Origin of the sequence: Micromonospora sp. A3M-1-15, assembly GCF_024213425.1 — a bacterium.
In the GTDB taxonomy this organism is placed as follows: Bacteria; Actinomycetota; Actinomycetes; order Mycobacteriales; family Micromonosporaceae; genus Micromonospora; species Micromonospora chersina.
The window spans coordinates 315,139-333,262 of the sequence record NZ_JANAVK010000005.1; the positions used below are offsets into that span (position 1 = coordinate 315,139).

Consider the following 18,124-nt stretch of genomic DNA (forward strand, 5'->3'; position numbering starts at 1 on the left):
TGCCGGCGAGCCATCCGAGCTTTTCTTTGTTACCGCTAACATGGCCAGCCCGGCCTTTATGGAACAGGCGGTTGAACGCCGCTGTCAATAGCCGGCTGGTCCGGCCAAGACCGAATGGGCGGACCGAACCCGGGACGATCACCAGCACCGGTGATCGCTCTGGTCCCGCGCACCGAACCAGCAGCAGGACGTTGACACGGGCCAATGTAAACGCGACGCTAAGCGTCGATGTTAACGTTCACACCTTTGTCGTCCACCGGGAGGTAACGATGAAACCGAACGTCGGCCGTCGGCGTCGTCTGGCGGCCACCCTGGCACCGCTGGCACTGCTCGTCGCGGTCACCGCCGCCGTGGTGGCCTCGGCCGCGCCACAGGCGCAGGCGGCAACCACCGGGCCCTGCGACATCTACGCGGCCGGCGGCACGCCGTGCGTGGCCGCGCACAGCACCACCCGAGCGCTCTACGGCTCCTACAGCGGGCCGCTCTACCAGCTCAGGCGCGCCTCCGACAACGCCACCCGGGACGTCGCCCCGCTCGCGCCGGGGGACGTGGCCAACGCCGCCACCCAGGATGCGTTCTGCGCCGGCACCAGTTGCCTCATCACCGTCATCTACGACCAGTCCGGTCGAGGCAACCACCTGACCCAGGCACCGCCCGGCGGATTCTCCGGCCCGGCGCCGGGCGGCTACGACAACCTCGCCGACGCGACCCTCGCGCCGGTCACCCTCAACGGCCACAAGGCGTACGGCGTGTTCGTGGCACCCGGGACCGGCTGCCGCAACAACAACACCAACGGCATCGCCAAGGGTGACCAACCGGAGGGCATGTACGCCATCTTCGACGGCACGCACTACAACGGCGGATGCTGTTTCGACTACGGCAACGCCGAGACCAACAGCCGGGACAACGGCAACGGCACCATGGAGGCCATCTACTTCGGCAACATCAAGGTCTGGGGCTACGGCACCGGGCCCGGCCCCTGGGTCATGGCCGACCTGGAGAACGGCCTCTTCTCCGGCGTCAACGCCGGCTACAACGCCAACGACCCGACGGTGACCCACCGGTTCCTGACCGCCGTCGTGAAGGGCGAGCCGAACCACTGGGCCATCCGGGCCGGCAACGCGCAGTCCGGCGGACTGTCCACCTACTACAACGGGCCGCGTCCCAACGTCGCGGGCTACAACCCGATGAAGAAGGAGGGCGCGATCATCCTCGGCATCGGCGGTGACAACAGCCACGGTGCCGCCGGCACCTTCTACGAGGGCGTGATGACCTCCGGCTACCCCTCGGACGCGACCGAGAACTCGGTCCAGGCCAACATCACCGCCGCCGGCTACGCGGCCGGCACCGGCGGCGGCAGCCAGCAGAACGTCGAGGTCGTCGGCAACCAGGCGGGTCGCTGCCTCGATGTGCCGAACGGCAGCACCACCAACGGGACCCAACTGCAGCTCTGGGACTGCTGGGGTGGCACCATGCAGCGTTGGACGTACACGTCGGGCAGGCAATTGACCGTGTACGGCAACAAGTGCCTCGACGCCGAGGCGGCCGGCACCTCACCCGGCACCCGCGCCATCATCTGGGACTGCAACGGCCAGGCCAACCAGCAGTGGAACCTGAATTCGAACGGCACCATCAGCGGGGTGCAGTCCGGGCTCTGCCTCGACGCCTACAACTGGGGCACCACGAACGGCACCAGGATCGTGCTCTGGACCTGCCACGGCGGGGCCAACCAACAGTGGAGCCTGCGCAACTGACGATGCCGCCGGCCGAGCCGGCGTCGGCGCACCGAGGTCACACCGTGGATCGGCGAGGTGGGGGCGGCCGGGCAGCACCGCCTCGCCGATCCGGCGGCGGACGTGCGCCGCAGGCGGTCACCGAGGCGGGGCGGCGACGCTCTGCCTGGTGATCAGGGTCGGTGCGATGGTCTGCCGCAGCTCGCCGACCGCACCGGATTCGAACTGCGCGAGCAGCAGGTCCAGGCTGGCCCGGGCCACCGCGACGAAGTCCGGCCGCACGGTGGTCAGCGGTGGGATGAAGTACGCCGCCTCCGGCACGTCGTCGAAGCCCACCACGCTGATCTCGTCCGGCACCTTGCGGCCGTATTCGTGCAGGGCCCGCAACACGCCCAGCGCCAGGTGGTCGTTGGCCGTGAAGACCGCCGTCACCTCGGGCATCCGCGCCAGCATCTGCCCGCACCGGTAGCCCGACGCCGCCGACCAGTCCGCCGGCACCAGCGGCGGCACCTCGGCGCCCGCCGCCTGCAACGCCTCTCGCCAGCCCTCGATCCGCCCCGCGCTGTCGAACCAGTCAGCCGGCCCCGACACGTGCCACACCGTGCGGTGACCGGCCTCCAACAGGTGCCGCGTGGCCTCCCGCGCACCCGCCACCTGGTCCACCGTCACGAGCGGCACCGGGCGGCGGGGGTCGCCGTCGACGGTCACCAGGGGGACGTCCTTCGGCAGGTGCTCCAGCGCCTCGCCGGCCGACTCGACGGGGGCGATGACGACGATCCCCGCCACCCGGTGCGCCAGGTGCCGCTCCACCGCCTCGGAGATGGAGACCTGGTCCAGGTCGCGGACACTGCCCACGCTGACCGCGAAGCCCTCCTCGGCGGCGGTCTGCTCCAGCGCCGCCAGCAACGACGCCGGGCCGTACAGGGTGGTGTTCTGCGCGACCACGCCGATGACCTGCGAACGGCCGGTCACCAGCGCGCGAGCGGCCCGGTTGGGCCGGTAGCCCAACTCGGCGATCGCCGCCTGCACCCGCAGCCGGGTCTGCTCGCGGACGTTGGGGTGCCCGTTCAGCACCCGCGACACGGTCTGATGCGAGACCCCGGCAAGGCGGGCCACATCCGTCATCGCGGGACCCCGCACGGCACCCACCCTCCCCGCCAAGCCCTCGACCACGCCCGGCGGTCGACGCCGGAGCCGCGGGACGCGCCATCCGCAGCCCTGCACCCACCCCGGCTGAGCATCCAGGGCAGCCCCGCACAAGGCCAGCGCCAGTGTACGCCCAGACCTCGTCCCGCCCGCCGAGGCACGGCCTGCGCCGATGGTCGACGCGGCGCAGGCGGGCGGGCCCGGCCTTGCGCCGAGCCCGCCCGCTCCGGTTCCGCCCGGTCCGCCCCCGGGTCTCGGGAACGCCGACCCGGGCCGGACCTGGGTCACGCCACTAGCGCTGCAACGTCAGCACACCCGGCCGGTACGGCAGGAGGCCGTAGTCCCCGCCGGAGTTGGTGGCCCGGCCCTGGTAGAGCAACTGCAGGTTGCAGGGGTCGACGGTCATCGTCTGATCGGGGTTGCTGCGCACGAGGTCACCGTGACTGATGTCGTTGGTCCAGGTGGCGCCGCTGTTGGCCTTGCCGGCGAAGGGGTTGCCCTCGGTCGCGGCCTGCGGCGTCCACGAACCGCCCAGGCTGGTGGCCGTGAACGAACGGAAGTAGCGCCCCTGGGAGCCGATAGCCTCGACGAGCATGAGGTACTGGTTCTGGCCCTGGATCTTGTAGACCTGAACGCCCTCGAACAGGTTGTTGGTCGAATCACTCATGATCGTGGTGTAGTTCGAGCCGAAGTTGCCCGGGAAGTTCCCGATGGGCATGCTGGCCCGGTAGATCTTGCCGTTGTCCCCGGCGAAGAACAGATACATGTTCTGGCTGTCACCGATGAGCGTCTGGTCGATCGGTCCCGTGCCGGAGCCGGAGATACTCCCGGTGAAGAGCGTCTGCTGCGAGGACCACCCGTTCACGTTGGTGGGGTCGCTCGACGTCCGGTAGGAGAAGGCGGTCCCACCCCACTGGTAGGCGAGCACCCAGATGTTCTTCGGGGCGAAGTAGAAGAGCGTGGGCGCGACAGCGGAGAACGGCATCGCGTTCTGGCTGGCCGAGGCCATGTCGGACCAGTTCGTGAACGGGCTGAAGTTCATCGAGCCCCACGACGTTCCCGTGTCGTGCGTCGTGGCGTAGACGAGGTGCCGGCCGTTGTGCACGACGTTTGTGAAGTCCTTGAGCGAGACCCACCCTGACCTCGGGTTCGCCAGCGCGCCGGTCGACGACCAGCGGTACGTCGACGGAAGGGTGCACGAGCCGCCCGGCGGCGGCGTGGTGGGGTTGCTCCCGCCGTCGACGCGGACGAGCTGCCACTGCTGGTTGCCGCCGTTCCAGTCGTCGTACTGGACGATGCTCCCGCCGTCGGCGGTCGAGGCGCCCTGCACCTCCACTACCTTGTTGCTGTTCCGGTTGATCAACCGGACGTAGCCGCTGTCGGAGTCGGCCAGCCGGAACTGCTGGTTGGCCTGGTTGCCGTCGGTCCACTGCACGATGTTGGCGCCGTTGGCGGTCGACCAGTTGTAGACGTCGAGCACCTTGCCGGACAGCCGCGACCGCAGCCGGTAGTAGCCGCCGCCGGAGTCGACGAACTGCCACTGCTGCTGGTTGCCGTTGTTCCGCGTCCACTGCACGATCCGCGCGCCGTCATTCGTGGCCAGGTTGTACACGTCCAGGGCCTTGCCGCTGTTGCGGTTGACCAGCACGTACCACGCGCTCGTGTCGACCGTCGCCGCGGCGGCGGGCGTCGACAGCGCCACCGCGGCGGCACCGCCGACCACCACCGCCGTCACGCCGGCGGCGACCAGCCGCGGCAACCACCCACGCCGCCGCGACGGCGGCGCGACCGATGGAGCCCTACCAAAGGCAGACATGATCCTCCTTCTGTGACCAAGAGCCGAACGGTCCACCCGCGGATGGGCGCACCGCGTCGTACGGCCGGACGCACACGTCGGGTTGTCAGCGCTGACAGCTCGCCTGCGTGTGCTGGCCCGCGCCTGAGCCAAGGTCGGACGAAGCGGGCCTGCCCGGTGAGCCACTGGCGTCGCCGTCCTTGTCCATCGACAGTGAGCGATAACATTCCGTTCGTCAAGTCGAAATGTTTCCGATACAAAATGGCCTTGCTGAGAGCCAGGAGGGCGCCGAAGTAAGTTTGATGTTGGCGCTAACATCGGCACTCTCCACACGCGCCAGCGGCGCGCGCTACTGGAGCGAAACGTCGTCGACGGAGAAGCCGTCGGTCCCGGACGCCGTCTCCACGTAGAAGGTGGCGGCGGAGAGCGTTCCGCTCCAGGACACCGCCGTCGTGCCGGTGAGCTTCGTCCAGCCGTCGGCGTTCACCGCGGTCCCCGGCGTCAGGGAGACGTAGCTCGTGGTGCCGTTGGCGGTCAGGGCCAGGGTCGCCCGCACGGTCGGCGTCCCGCCCTGGCTCCGCGCCCAGACGGTGGTGGTGTAGCTCCTGCCGTTGGTCAGCTTCGAGGTCACGTCCTGACTGGGACCGTTCCATGACGCCGTACGCCCGGAGACCGAGAGCGACGCCGCGCCGCCGTGGACGACCGCGGAGTTCGACGACAGGGTCCCGGCGCCCATGACCCCCCAGCCCGACGTGCCGCTCTCGCCGTCACCGTTGGCGATCAGGTTCCCCCCGCCGGCTCCGCCGAACTGCCACCAGTTGACGTTGAAGAGGTTGCCGCTGCCGCCGGTGAACCGCAGGTACAGGTCGTGGGTTCCGGCGGCGCCGGTCACGGCGCAGGAGGCGTTCACCCACGTCTGCCAGCCACCCGTACCCGGGACGGCGCACCGTCCCACCACCGGGCCGGCGGTGCCGTCGAGGCGCAGCTCGATGGTGCCGCCGCTGGTCGCCGAGGCCACCCGCGCGGTGAACGAACTGGCTCCCGCACCGAAGTCGACCCCCTTGACCTTGATGTAGTCGCCGTTCTCGATCCAGCCGACGTCCATCCCGCCCTCGCTGGCGGCCTCGGTCTCGATGCCCGACTCCCAGGCGATCGTCTCGGCCTCCTGACGCGTGTAGGGGTTGACCGCGGCGATCTGGGGCGCACCGGCGCTGGTCATGGTGATGGTCGGGATCGAGCCGTCGGCGTTGTAGGAGAACCTCTCGACGGCGACCGACCGGGTGAAGCCGCCGCCGCCCGGGAGCGCGCCGTTGTGGTAGAAGAAGTACGACCCGCCGTTGAAGTCGACGACGCCGGGGTGGTTGGTGAAGCTGCTGCCCTGGGTCGGCATGACCGTCCCGCGGTAGGTCCACGGCCCGGTGGGGCCGGGGGCCGTCGAGTAGCCGATGAACTCCGAGCAGCACTTCGCCGCGAAGACGTTGTAGTACAGGCCGTTCCGCTTGTAGACCCAGGGACCTTCCTCGAACAGCGTCGGTCGGTTCGCGTCGCCGGTGCGGGTGCCGAATCCGGCGGTGGTGAGCGGAATCTTCGTCGGACTGCCCGAGTAGGAGATCATGTCCGGGTTCAGCTTCACGTACCAGAGGTTGGGGTTACCCCAGTACAGGTAGGCCTGTCCGTCGCTGTCGAGGAAGACGGTCGGGTCGATCTCGCCGTTGGAGACCAGCGGCCGGCCGATGGCGTCACGGAAGGGGCCGGTCGGGCTGTCGGCCACCGCCACCCCGATGCCCTTCGCGCCGGTCGCCCGGACGGTCATGGGCACGTACCAGTAGAACTTGCCGTTGCGGGCGATGACCTGGCCGGCCCAGGCGTCTGCGCTGGCCCAGCTGAAGCTGGCGATGTTGAGCGGGGAACCGTGGTCGGTCCAGTTCACCATGTCGGCCGACGACCAGACCCGCCACTCCTTCATGGTGAACCAGGTCGAGCCGTCCTCGTCGTGACCCGTGTAGAGGTACACCCGGCCGTTGTGCACGAGCGGAGCCGGGTCGGCGGTGTAGATGTGCTGGACGATCGGGTTGTCCGCCCGGGCCACGCCGGGGACGAGAGCGGCGGCGCAGAGCACCGCCGCGACCCAGGCGACGACCCGCCGGATGCGCGCTCTTTCGGGAAGAGTGGGGAACACCCTCATGGCTGCCTCCAATGGCTGCGGGTTGTTGACTGACGAGGCTCAGTTGCGCAGGGCCCACTGCTGGTTCGCGCCCCCGTTGCACGTCCAGAGGATGAGCTTCGTGCCGTTCGCCGTCGCGGCGCCGTTGGCGTCCAGGCACAGCCCCGACTGGGCGCCGGTCACCGTGCCGTTGGCATTGACGTTCCACTGTTGGTTGGCCTGGCCGTTGCAGTCCCAGATGATCACCGGCGTGCCGTTGGCGGTGCCCTGCCCGGACGCGTCGAGGCACTTGTTCCCGTACACCTGCACCTGCTTGCCGGCGGTGTAGGTCCACCGCTGGTTGGTGCCGCCGGTGCAGTCCCAGAGTTGCGCCTGGGTGCCGTTGGCCGTGCTGGACCCGCCGATCTCCACGCACCGGCCCGACTGGCCGCCGACGATCAGCACGTTCTGCTGGCCGCCACCGGCCGGCACCCCGGCGGAGGCCATCACCGCCTGCGCGCCCGACGGCCAACTGTTGTTGGTGACCGTCGTGTTGCCGGAGACCACGTTGCCGCGGTCGCCGTTGGTCACATTGCTGCTGCCGTTGGTCGACCAGTTGCCGGTGACGGTGAAGTTGCCCATGTTCTCCCCGCCCCAGTAGTTGGCGGTGGCCCAGGTGCCGGTGGCGGAGAAGACGTTGGTGCGGGCGGTGTAGTAGCGGGAGCCCTCGTCGAAGTAGAGCCCGAACCACCCGTTGGTCCGCAGACAGTAGTTGTCGCTGATCAGCCCGTTGGGGTTGGCCGACAGGGTGTAGATGCAGGAGCCGTCGGTCATCTGCTGCATGACGTCGTGGACGTAGTTGCCGATGAGCCGGTTGTTGGACGCGGTGGTCGACGTGGTGTATCGCGGCTGGTAGTTGTACAGGCCGCGGTTGGCGTACTCGGTGCTGCCGCCAGCATCGTTGGCACCCCACCCGTAGCCGACGGACATGCCGGTGTACGGCATGTTGTAGACCTCGTTGTGGGAGACGGTGGACGTGGTGACGTAGGTGCTGAGGACGGAGACGACGCCCCGGTAGTCGACGCCGAGGTCGTGGATCCGGTTGTCGCTGATGGTGATGTCCCGGTTGACCATCCGGGAGTCGCTGGGGTGATGGGCGTCGGCGCGCACACCGCCGACCACGATGCCGCCGGCGGAGCTGCGGGCGATCTCGGAGCGGGTGATCGTGATGTTGCTGGCGCCCAGGCCGACGCCACTGGCGTGGGCGTTGGCGTCGTTGCCGATGCCCACCGCGGTCTGGCCGAGGTTGACGAACCGGGAATCGCTGAAGGTGATGGTGTTGGCGGCGGAGACCTGCACGGCGGCCGGCATCTGGCTCCAGCTCGGCCGGGTGGCCTCGAACAGCTGGCAGCCCTCCTGGCAGGAGGTCAGGGCGTCGGCCGGCCGGGCCCAGGTGCCGGTGATGTGGGCGCCGGTCTGCTGGTCGGCGAAGCCCTGGTTGCTGCTGGGCCCGAGCCAGCTGGTGCCGCTGAAGGTGATCCCGCTGAACGCGATGTGGTGCGCCGGCGCGTCGTAGGTGCCGCCGATGTTCACCAGGGACGGCAGCACGGGCAGCTCCACGCTGACGGTGGCCATGTCCTGCCCGGCCAGCGGGATGTAGGAGAGCGCGCCGGATCCAGGATCGAGGTACCACTCCCCCGGCGAGTCCAGGAACTCGTACGCGTTGCCGAGGTGGAGCGGGCCGGCCCGGTGCGGCCGGCTGAGGGTGTCGTAGCCGAAGGTGTTGTTGTTCCAGGCCGGCTGCTGCATCGTGAGGAAGTTGGCGGCGATGCTCTGCACCGGCGAGTACCGGTCGGTGAACGAGCCGACGCTCTCCACCTCCACCCGGTTCTGGTTGGCGAGGTTGTTCAGGTAGCTCAGCGCGCCGCTGCTGAACCGCATACCGGTCGTGGTGAAGGTGAAGTCGGACCGGTTCACCGCCGTCCGGGCACGGGTGGCGACCGCGCCGTTGACGTAGAGCTGCCGGCTGTCGGTCCCGGCGCCGACGCTGGCCCGCCAGATGTTCTTCCCGGCGTCGGCGAGCGACCAGCCGGTGACCGCCCTGGCGCCGCTGATGACCGGCCGGGTCGACGCGGCGGCCCGCCAGACGACGGTGTAGCCGTTGGTGCCGGAGTCGGCCGCCGTCAGCCGCAACGGTGCGGCGAGCCGATACACGCCGTCGGCCAGCTCCACGACGATGTCGCCGGACATCGCGGCGTTGCGGGAACGGACCGCTGCCTGCGCAGCCGTGAGCGAGCACGGTTGGCTGACCGAGCAGGTGCTGCCCGTGCCGGAGGGCGCGGCGTAGAGGATCGTGGTGGCCGCGGCGGCCGGTGCGGCCGCGGCGAGCACGGTTGCCGCAGTGGTGACGACCACCGCGGCCGCTCCGGCGGCCACCCGTCTGCGGTTGGTGGAGCCTGGGGGTACGGACACGGCGTCTCCTGTCGGGGCACGATGGTGGGTGGGTGTGGCGGGGCGGCAGGGCGTCAGAACTGGGCGAAGAATCTCCACACCTCGCCCTTGGTCCACGTCGTGACGCCGCTCTCCGCGTAGGTCCCGTCCACCGGGCCCGGCATGTGCCCGTTGTCGAACGCGGCCCACTGCACCGGGTAGCCGGCCCGGCAGCCGGAGTAGGCGGTGGTGATGTGGGTCCGACTGCCGGCCGGGGGCTCGGGCGGGCTCTGCGGCGTGCAGCCGTTGGTCCGGACGAAGGTGTCGCGCAGCGCCCGGCCCTGGGAGATGCTGAGCACCGTGTCGCCGATGCCGTGCAGCCCGAAGTACGCGACGGGCTGGGTGCCGCCGCTGCACCCGCTGATCTGGGCGCCGCTGAAGACCGCGACGGCCCGGAAGACGTTCGCCCGGGCGCACGCCAGCGCGTAGCTCATGCCGCCGCCCCAGCTGAACCCGAGGGCGAAGAGCTGCCGGGTGTTGACGCAGAGGGCACCCTCGATCTGGCTGATCATGTCATCGACGAAGGTGACGTCCTCGCCACCGGAGTTGGCCCAGCCGTTGCCGAGGCCCTGCGGCGCCACGAGGATGGCGCTGTTGCTCGACTGCTCCAACTGGCCGTAGTAGGACCAGGCGGCACCGCTGGTACCGCCCGAGTCGACCTCGTTGGCCGTGCCACCCCGCCAGTGGAACGCGAAGATCAACCGGTACTGGCGGTTGCTGTCGTAGTTGCCGGGGAGGCGCAGGATGTAGCTGCGGCTCTTGCCACCGCTCTGGATCGTGTGGGTGCCGTTGGACAGACCAGGGGACCTGCCGCAGCCCGCACCGGTGCCACCGTCGCCGGACACCGGGACCAGTTGCCACTGCTGGTTGGCGCCGTTCCAGTCGGTGTACTGCACGATGCCGGCGCCGTCGGTGGTCGCGGCGTTCTGGACCTCGACGGCCTTGCCGCTGTTGCGGTTGATGAGGCGTACGTGGCTGCCGGACGAGTCGGCCAGCCGGAACTGCTGGTTGGTGCCGTTGTGGTCGCTCCACTGCACGACCGGCGCGCCGTCGGCGGTGGAGCCGCCGGAGACGTCCAGGACCTTGCCGGAGCCGCGGGACCTCAGTCGGTAGTAGCCGCCACCGGAGTCCACGAACTGCCACTGCTGGTTCGCGCCGTTGTTGCGGGTCCACTGGGTGATCCGCGCGCCGTCGGCCGTCGACGCGCCGTACACGTCCAGCGCCTTGCCGCTGTTGCGGTTGACCAGGACGTACGAGGCGTTGGTGTCCACCGTCGCCGCCGAGGCGGGTGCCGCGTTCACCGTGACGAGCGCGCCGGCCGCGACGACCGCCGCCGTGGCGGCAGCCAGTGGCGACCGCCGGCGATGGCCGTGTGGAGCGGTGGAACGGGCCACACCGTCGACCTTCATGAAGCACTCCTTTGCTGCGGTTCGCGCGCCGGCAGGATGGCCGCGCGCCGCGCGCCGCGTGCGTGTGCCGGTGCCGGTGGTGGCGTCAGCACGTCGAGGTGACCTGCGAGCAGGCAGGTGCGAGGGCTCGCGGCCGGTGCAGCGGGCACGCTGAACCGGGCCGCCCCGGGGCTGAGCGGGCGCCGCGTCGCCCGGCTCCGACGTCCCGCTCAGTCCCGCAGGACGCATGTTAGCGATAGCAGATGCCCGCCAGCAATGAAAGCCATCTATTTTGAATTGTTCGAGCCCGTCACTCCCGGAGTGGATATTCGGGGTGCCGAAACTGTTATCACCGATGCCTGGGCATGGTCGGCCACCCGCGCGGCCGGCGAACGACGTTTCGTCGGAGCGAGTTTGGCGCAGGCGGAGGCGATCCGCCCTTCGATCACCGAAACGCTCGGCAATCTGCGGGACGTGCGGCGGCATCCCGCACCGACCGAGGCGAGGGGCGCGGTCAGCCCGCCAGGGCGGGCCGGATCCGGAATGAGCTGTCGGCGCGGAAGGTGGCGGTGCCGTCCGCCTGGTCCACCCACAGCTGCCCGTCCCGGTGCCGGAGGAACCAGCCGGGATAGTTCGACGCTTCCAGCGCCGTGGCGGAGGCGGTCGCCCCGGCGCGTGTGCAGAAGGTGGCGTCACCGCGGAACAGCTCGGTCCCCTCGACGGGGCTGAGCCGCAGCCGCCAGGACGAGTGCCGCAGGTAACGGCCGTCCCGGGCACGGAAGGAGAAGCAGCCGGCGTCGGCCAGGCCGGCGAGCACCGTGAACGTCGCCTGGCGGCGCGCCGCGCCGGTGCTGTCCGGACCGACCGGAATCAGGACGCCGAGGCCGTCGACGGCGGCGACGTACCGTCCGGTCCCGTTGGCCGACTCCAGCGACACGGGCCGTCCGGCGGTCAGGGACGCGGTACGGCCGGCCGAGGGTCTGGCGGCGGGAGTCGTCCGTGGTGTCGGCTCGGGCACGGCGGCCGCCGGCGCCGAGGACGGGACGGGGCGTGGCCCGGACGGCGAGGCCGGCGCCGCAACCGGCGCGGATGCCGGGGGCCGCGGGTGGGTGGGCAGGACCGTCACGGTGACCGCGGCGCCGGTGGCGACGGCACCGGCCACCACGGTCGCGATGACGGGGTGCGCCACCACCGCCTGGAGCAGCTGGGCGAGCAGTCCGGCCTTGGCGCCCGCGCCGACAACACCACCGGATCCGCCGCCGAACGCACCGGACAGGGCCGTCGACGTGGCGGCCGCGCCGAGCGCGCCCCTGCCGAGCAGCACGGCGGCGAGCCCGACCGGAACGGGGAGCAGGGCGATGCCGAGCAGCAGCCGTTCCGCGGCGATCATGCCGGTGGTGGCGCGTGCGCAGCGTTCGCAGGACCGGGTGTGCCGGGCCAGGCGCTTGCGCCACAGCGGACTCGGGACGCCGTCCCACCCCGCCGCCGCGGCTTCCAGCCCGGCGCATCTCGGCCCGGCCTCCAGCGCGGCGACCAGCTCGCGGCTCACGTCGAGTTGATGACGCATGCGCTGCACCCGCACCGCCGCGTGCGCCACGCTGACAGCCAGGGCCGCCGCCAGGTCGGCCCGGGTCAGCTCTCCCGCCGTCTCCAGCCACCACAGGGACAGCAACGCCCGATCGTCCGGGTCGAGCCAGCGACTCGCCCGGACGAGCTGCCGGCGCTGCCCGGACAGCTCCAGGCGCAGCGTCGTCAGGTCTTCGAAGGCGGCCTCGACGTCCGGCATCTCCGCCGCCTCGTCCAGGGGGGCGGCCCGCCGGGCGGCGACCTGCCGGCGGTGCAGATGAGTGCTGAGCTGGCGCAGGGCGATCGCGGTCAACCATGGCCGGAAGCTCTCCGGCGCGTGCAGCTCCGGGAGCCGGCGGACGGCGCGCAGCATGGTGTCCTGGACGACGTCGTCGGTGTCCGGATGCCCGCTCAGCGCGCGGTGCACGAGGGCGTAGACCAGCGGCAGGCCGGCCGCGACCAACTCGTCCATGGCCCGCCGGTCACCCGCCTGCGCCGCGACCACGAGGTCCGCCTCGTTGGTGCCGGTAGCTCGCATCTTCACGTCGCAGTCACACAACTCGATTCCGGCGGCCGCGTCAAGAAGGGGCGGCCGGGGTGCGCACCCCCGCTGTTCCGCGTCCGCATGCGCGGCAGAATTGGCGGCCGGAAAACTGTTATGAGGCATGACGGCGAAAAGTCGACCTGCTGGAACAGCAGCGATGGCAGATCCCGCACGAGACGTAACGCATCGACCAACGCCTTAGCTCTTGAATGCGGGGAAACATTCTGGCAACGTTGACGGCCCCGCTGTCTGTGCCTTCGGCGCCCGCCGGCACACCTCGGGATCCCCGGACCACCGCCACCCACACCGCACGCCGACGATCTGTTGTTAGCGCTAACAGCAAGTAGCGATTCCCGACCGGAGGGAACACACCCATGACCATCGACGGCACGGCCCCACCGGCCGCAGGACACCGACGTGGCCGACGTCCGGGGTTGGCCATCGCCGCCGCCGTGACGCTGCTGGCGAGCGTCGCCGCCGCCGCGGTGAACGCCACCGAGGCGGCCGCGGCCTCGGTCGACACGAGTGCCTGGTACGTGCTGCTCAACCGCAACAGCGGCAAGGCCCTCGACGTCTACGGCGCCTCCACCGCCGACGGCGCCCGCATCACCCAGTGGACCCGCAACAACGGCACCAACCAGCAATGGCAGTTCGTCGACTCCGGCGGCGGCTACTACCGCCTCAAGTCCCGCAACTCCGGCAAGGTCCTCGACGTCTCCAACCGCGCCACCACCGACGGCGCACCCGTCATCCAATGGACCGACGCCAACGCCACCAACCAACAGTTCCAACTCGCCGACTCCGGCGGATACCTCCGACTCCTCAACCGCAACAGCGGCAAAGCCGTCGAAGTACAGGGTGCCGCCACCACCGACGGCGCCAACATCGTCCAGTACACCGACTGGAACGGCACCAACCAGCAATGGCAACTCGTCCGGGTCGACACCACCGGCCCGACCCCCACCACGTCGACGCCGCCGGCCACGTCGTACACGAATCCGGTGGTGTGGCAGGACTTCGCCGACGGCGACATCATCCGCGTCGGTGACGCCTACTACTACTCGGCCTCGACCATGCACTACTCCCCCGGAGCGCCGATCCTGCGCTCCTACGACCTGGTGCACTGGGAGTACGCCGGGCACTCGGTGCCGAGTCTCGACTTCGGCTCCAGCGCCTACAACCTCACCGGCGGACGCGCGTACGTCAAGGGCATCTGGGCATCGGCCTTCAACTACCGCGGGAGCAACAGCACGTACTACTGGATCGGCTGCGTCGAGTTCAACCGCACGTACGTGTACACCTCGACGGCCGTCGACGGCACCTGGCAGAAGCGCTCGCAGATCAACAACTGCTACTACGACGCCGGGCTGCTCGTCGACGACAACGACACCATGTACGTCGCCTACGGCAACACCAACATCAGTGTGGCGCAACTGTCGGCCGACGGGCTGAGCCAGGTCCGCGCCCAGCAGGTGTTCACCACCCCGTCGAGCGTCGGCACGCTCGAAGGCTCCCGGTTCTACAAGCGCAACGGGTACTACTACATCTTCCTCACCCGCCCCGCCAACGGCCAGTACGTCCTGCGGTCCAGCAGCCCGTTCGGCCCGTACGAGATGCACCAGGTGCTGCTCAACATGCCTGGCCCGATCGCCGGTGGAGGCGTGCCGCACCAGGGCGGCCTCGTGCAGACCCAGAACGGCGACTGGTACTACATGGCGTTCCAGGACGCGTACCCGGGCGGCCGGGTCCCGGTCCTGGCGCCCATCACGTGGACCGCCGACGGGTGGCCCACCGTGCAGACCGTCAACGGGGCCTGGGGCGCCAGCTACCCCGCGCCGAACATCCCCGCCTCGTCGAAGACGGTGCGCCCGATGACCGGCGCGGACACCTTCACCGGCAGCAGCCTCGGCCCGCAGTGGGAGTGGAACCACAACCCGGACAACACGAAGTGGTCGACCGGCAGTGGCCTGCGCCTGCAGACCGCGACCGTCACCAACGACCTGTACGCGGCCCGCAACACGCTCACCCACCGAATCCAGGGACCGACGTCCACGGCGACCGTGGAGCTGGACTACTCGGCCATGGCCGACGGCGACCGGTCCGGCCTGGCGATGCTGCGTGACTCCTCGGCGTGGATCGGCGTCAGACGCGACGGCGGCGCCACCCGGGTCACGCTCGTCAACGGCCTGACCATGGACGGCAGCTGGAACACCACCGGAACCGGCACCGAGGCGGCATCCGCCGCGGTCTCCGGCGGCCGGATCTGGCTGCGGGCCACCGCGGACATCCGCCCGGGAACCGGCCGGCAGGCCCGGTTCTCCTACAGCACCGACGGCGTCACCTTCACTCCCCTGGGCCCGGCCTTCACCCTCAACAACGCCTGGCAGTTCTTCATGGGCTACCGCTACGCGATCTTCAACTACGCCACCCGGGCCCTCGGTGGCGCCGTCACCGTCCGCAGGTTCGACATGACCACCCCCTGACCGTGCACCGCCACCAGCCATAACCCGAAAGGTGTGAAGATGAGGCAACATCCCCGCCCGCCGCAATGGCGACTCCCGCAGGGGCTTCGGGCGATCCTGCTCCTGCTGACCGCCGCACTGGTCGCGGTCGGCGCCCCACTGGTGATCGCCGGCTCCGCCGACGCGGGCACCACGCTCGGTGCCTCGGCCGCCGAGAAGGGACGCTACTTCGGTGCCGCCGTCCCGGCGTTCAAGCTGTCGGACGGCCAGTTCACCGGCATCCTCGACCGTGAGTTCAACGCGGTCACGCCCGAGAACGAGATGAAGTGGGACGCCACCGAACCGTCCCAGAACCAGTTCCGCTACACCGGCGGCGACCAGATCGTCGCCCACGCCCAGGCCCACAACATGCGGGTCCGCGGGCACACCCTGCTCTGGCACGCCCAACAGCCCGGCTGGGCCCAGAGCCTCTCGGGCACGGCCCTGCGCAACGCCGCCATGAACCACGTGACCCAGGTCGCTACCCACTACCGCGGCCAGATCTACGCCTGGGACGTCGTCAACGAGGCGTTCGCCGACGGCGGCAGCGGCGCCCGCCGCGACTCCAACCTCCAGCGCACCGGCAACGACTGGATCGAGGTCGCGTTCCGCACCGCGCGGGCCGCCGACCCGGCCGCGAAGCTCTGCTACAACGACTACAACACCGACGGGGTCAACGCGAAGTCGACAGGCGTCTACAACATGGTCCGCGACTTCAAGGCCCGCGGCGTACCCATCGACTGCGTCGGCTTCCAGTCCCACCTGGGCACCACCCTGCCCGGCGACTACCAGGCAAATCTCCAGCGCTTCGCCGACCTCGGCGTCGACGTCCAGATCACCGAGCTGGACATCACGCAGGGCTCCAACCAGGCCAACATGTACGCCGCCGTCACCAAGGCGTGCCTGGCCGTGACCCGCTGCACCGGCATCACCACCTGGGGCGTCCGCGACAGCGACTCCTGGCGCGGCGGCGACAACCCGCTGCTCTTCGACGGCAGCGGCAACAAGAAGCCCGCCTACACCGCCGTGCTGAACGCCCTCAACGCCGGCGGCACCACGCCGCCCCCGGGCCCGGTCGACACGAGTGCCTGGTACGTGCTGCTCAACCGCAACAGCGGCAAGGCCCTCGACGTCTACGGCGCCTCCACCGCCGACGGCGCCCGCATCACCCAGTGGACCCGCAACAACGGCACCAACCAGCAATGGCAGTTCGTCGACTCCGGCGGCGGCTACTACCGCCTCAAGTCCCGCAACTCCGGCAAGGTCCTCGACGTCTCCAACCGCGCCACCACCGACGGCGCACCCGTCATCCAATGGACCGACGCCAACGCCACCAACCAACAGTTCCAACTCGCCGACTCCGGCGGATACCTCCGACTCCTCAACCGCAACAGCGGCAAAGCCGTCGAAGTACAGGGTGCCGCCACCACCGACGGCGCCAACATCGTCCAGTACACCGACTGGAACGGCGCCAACCAGCAATGGCAACTCGTCCGGGTCGGGTGACGGGCGCGCGTCACGCAGCTGACGTCGCCTTCCCGAACGCGAGAGGATCGGCCTGCTGAACCGGATGTCAAGGTGCTCCCGCCCAGGGAGCACCGGGACATCCGCGTGGCCGGCAGGCGCGGCCCGGCCGTGGCCGGACGAGGGCGTCCCTCGTCCGGCCACGCTGTGCGAGCTGTCAGCCGCGCAGGCTCCACTGCTGGTTGGCGCCGCCGTGGCAGTCCCAGAGGACGATCCTCGTCCCGTTGGCGGTGCCCCAGTTGTACGCATCCAGGCAGCGTCCGGACTGGACGCCGCTGATGGTGCCGCCGGCGTTGAGGTTCCACTGCTGGTTGGCACCGCCGTTGCAGTCCCAGATGATCACGCGGGTGCCGTTCGCGCCGGCACCCCCCTCGGCGTCCAGGCACTTGGTGCCGTACACCTGCAACTGCTTCGCCGAGGTGTAGGTCCAGCGCTGCATGGTGCCGCCCCAGCAGTCGTACAACTGCACCTGCGTGCCGTTGGTGGTGCTGCCGTTCGGCACGTCCAGGCACCGCCCGGACTGCGCGCCCACGACCTGGATGGCCGATCCACCGGTGCCACCCGGGGTGCCGATGCTGCCGGGCACCGCCTGCAGGGCGCTGTACCAGACGGCGGCCATCCTGTCGTAGCCGTTCGCGGTGGGATGAATGCCGTCGATCAGGTCGGCCGTCGTCACGGCGCTGTGCATGTCGACGAGGTGGACGCGCCTGCCGGCGTTCACCTTGCTCTGCACGATGCCCGGGATGGCCGCGTTGAAGCTGCGGACGGCTGATTCCTGGCCGCTGTTGGCCAACGGGGTCAGCTGCGCGACGAACACCTCGGCGCCGGGGGCGGTGCTCGTGATGTGGTCGATCAGCGTGGAGAGCCGGTTCGGCGCGCCGGCGACGTTGTAGTTCTGCAGGATGTCGTTGGTGCCGATGTGCAGCAGAACGGTGTGCGGCTGGTAGGTGTTCAGCCAGCCGACGATGTTCGCGTCGATCTGGTCGATGCGCCAGCCGGGATGGCCCTCGTGGTCGTGGTCGCCGAGAGCGGTGGGCCCGTTGTACTGGGATCCGACGAAGTCGGTGGTGTACCGGCCGTTGGCGAGGCGCTGCCACAGGCCGATGCGGTAGCCGCCCGGCACCTGGGTGCCCTCGGTGATGGAGTCGCCGAGCGGCATCACCCGTACCCCACCGTTGGACTCGGCGCCGGCCGGGCCGGGCTGGGCCACCAGGCCGCTGACGAGGACGGCCGTTGCGGCGCACCCCGCGAGCCATCGTGCTGTTCGCATGATTGTTCCTTTCCGGTGGCCGCT

The 18,124-nt window shown here is 70.1% G+C and carries 10 protein-coding genes; 3 read left to right on the top strand and 7 right to left on the bottom strand.

The features are described 5' to 3' along the window. Nucleotides 1-269 precede the first annotated feature (269 nt). A complete protein-coding gene (locus NLX85_RS25380) occupies nucleotides 270-1,754 on the top strand; it encodes an arabinofuranosidase catalytic domain-containing protein (protein WP_254339177.1) in 1,485 nt (494 codons plus the stop codon). 117 nt (nucleotides 1,755-1,871) lie between these two features. Here the strand turns inward: NLX85_RS25380 and NLX85_RS25385 are convergent, their stop codons facing one another. The 6 genes from NLX85_RS25385 to NLX85_RS25415 all read right to left on the bottom strand — a co-directional run bounded on the left by NLX85_RS25385 (nucleotide 1,872) and on the right by NLX85_RS25415 (nucleotide 12,799). Next, nucleotides 1,872-2,858, bottom strand: coding sequence for a LacI family DNA-binding transcriptional regulator (locus NLX85_RS25385; protein WP_254339179.1), 987 nt, complete (start codon nucleotides 2,856-2,858; stop codon nucleotides 1,872-1,874). Between the two features lie 313 nt (nucleotides 2,859-3,171). Further along, complete coding sequence (locus NLX85_RS25390; RefSeq protein WP_254339181.1) at nucleotides 3,172-4,695, bottom strand: non-reducing end alpha-L-arabinofuranosidase family hydrolase; 1,524 nt, start codon at nucleotides 4,693-4,695, stop codon at nucleotides 3,172-3,174. A 328-nt stretch (nucleotides 4,696-5,023) separates the two neighbouring features. Next, nucleotides 5,024-6,859: a family 43 glycosylhydrolase gene (locus tag NLX85_RS25395; RefSeq protein WP_254339182.1), complete on the bottom strand. Its 1,836-nt coding sequence runs from the start codon at nucleotides 6,857-6,859 to the stop codon at nucleotides 5,024-5,026. Between the two features lie 39 nt (nucleotides 6,860-6,898). Continuing rightward, nucleotides 6,899-9,289: a ricin-type beta-trefoil lectin domain protein gene (locus tag NLX85_RS25400; RefSeq protein WP_254339184.1), complete on the bottom strand. Its 2,391-nt coding sequence runs from the start codon at nucleotides 9,287-9,289 to the stop codon at nucleotides 6,899-6,901. 53 nt (nucleotides 9,290-9,342) lie between these two features. Further along, the gene (locus tag NLX85_RS33545) at nucleotides 9,343-10,716 is read right to left on the bottom strand and encodes an RICIN domain-containing protein (protein WP_308210813.1); all 1,374 of its coding nucleotides are present in this window, start codon (nucleotides 10,714-10,716) and stop codon (nucleotides 9,343-9,345) included. A gap of 493 nt (nucleotides 10,717-11,209) precedes the next feature. Next, on the bottom strand, nucleotides 11,210-12,799 hold the full coding sequence (locus tag NLX85_RS25415; protein WP_254339456.1) for a sigma-70 family RNA polymerase sigma factor: 1,590 nt from the start codon (nucleotides 12,797-12,799) through the stop codon (nucleotides 11,210-11,212). A gap of 380 nt (nucleotides 12,800-13,179) precedes the next feature. On the opposite strand from NLX85_RS25415, the gene NLX85_RS25420 reads away from it, so the two are divergent. After that, nucleotides 13,180-15,288 carry a family 43 glycosylhydrolase gene (locus tag NLX85_RS25420; protein WP_254339186.1) on the top strand — a complete coding sequence of 703 codons (2,109 nt, stop codon included), beginning with the start codon at nucleotides 13,180-13,182 and terminating at the stop codon, nucleotides 15,286-15,288. Between the two features lie 39 nt (nucleotides 15,289-15,327). After that, complete coding sequence (locus tag NLX85_RS25425; RefSeq protein WP_254339188.1) at nucleotides 15,328-16,812, top strand: endo-1,4-beta-xylanase; 1,485 nt, start codon at nucleotides 15,328-15,330, stop codon at nucleotides 16,810-16,812. Nucleotides 16,813-16,987: 175 nt separating this feature from the next. Here NLX85_RS25425 and NLX85_RS25430 read toward each other — a convergent pair whose 3' ends face one another. After that, complete coding sequence (locus tag NLX85_RS25430; protein WP_254339190.1) at nucleotides 16,988-18,100, bottom strand: RICIN domain-containing protein; 1,113 nt, start codon at nucleotides 18,098-18,100, stop codon at nucleotides 16,988-16,990. Nucleotides 18,101-18,124: the final 24 nt, after the last annotated feature.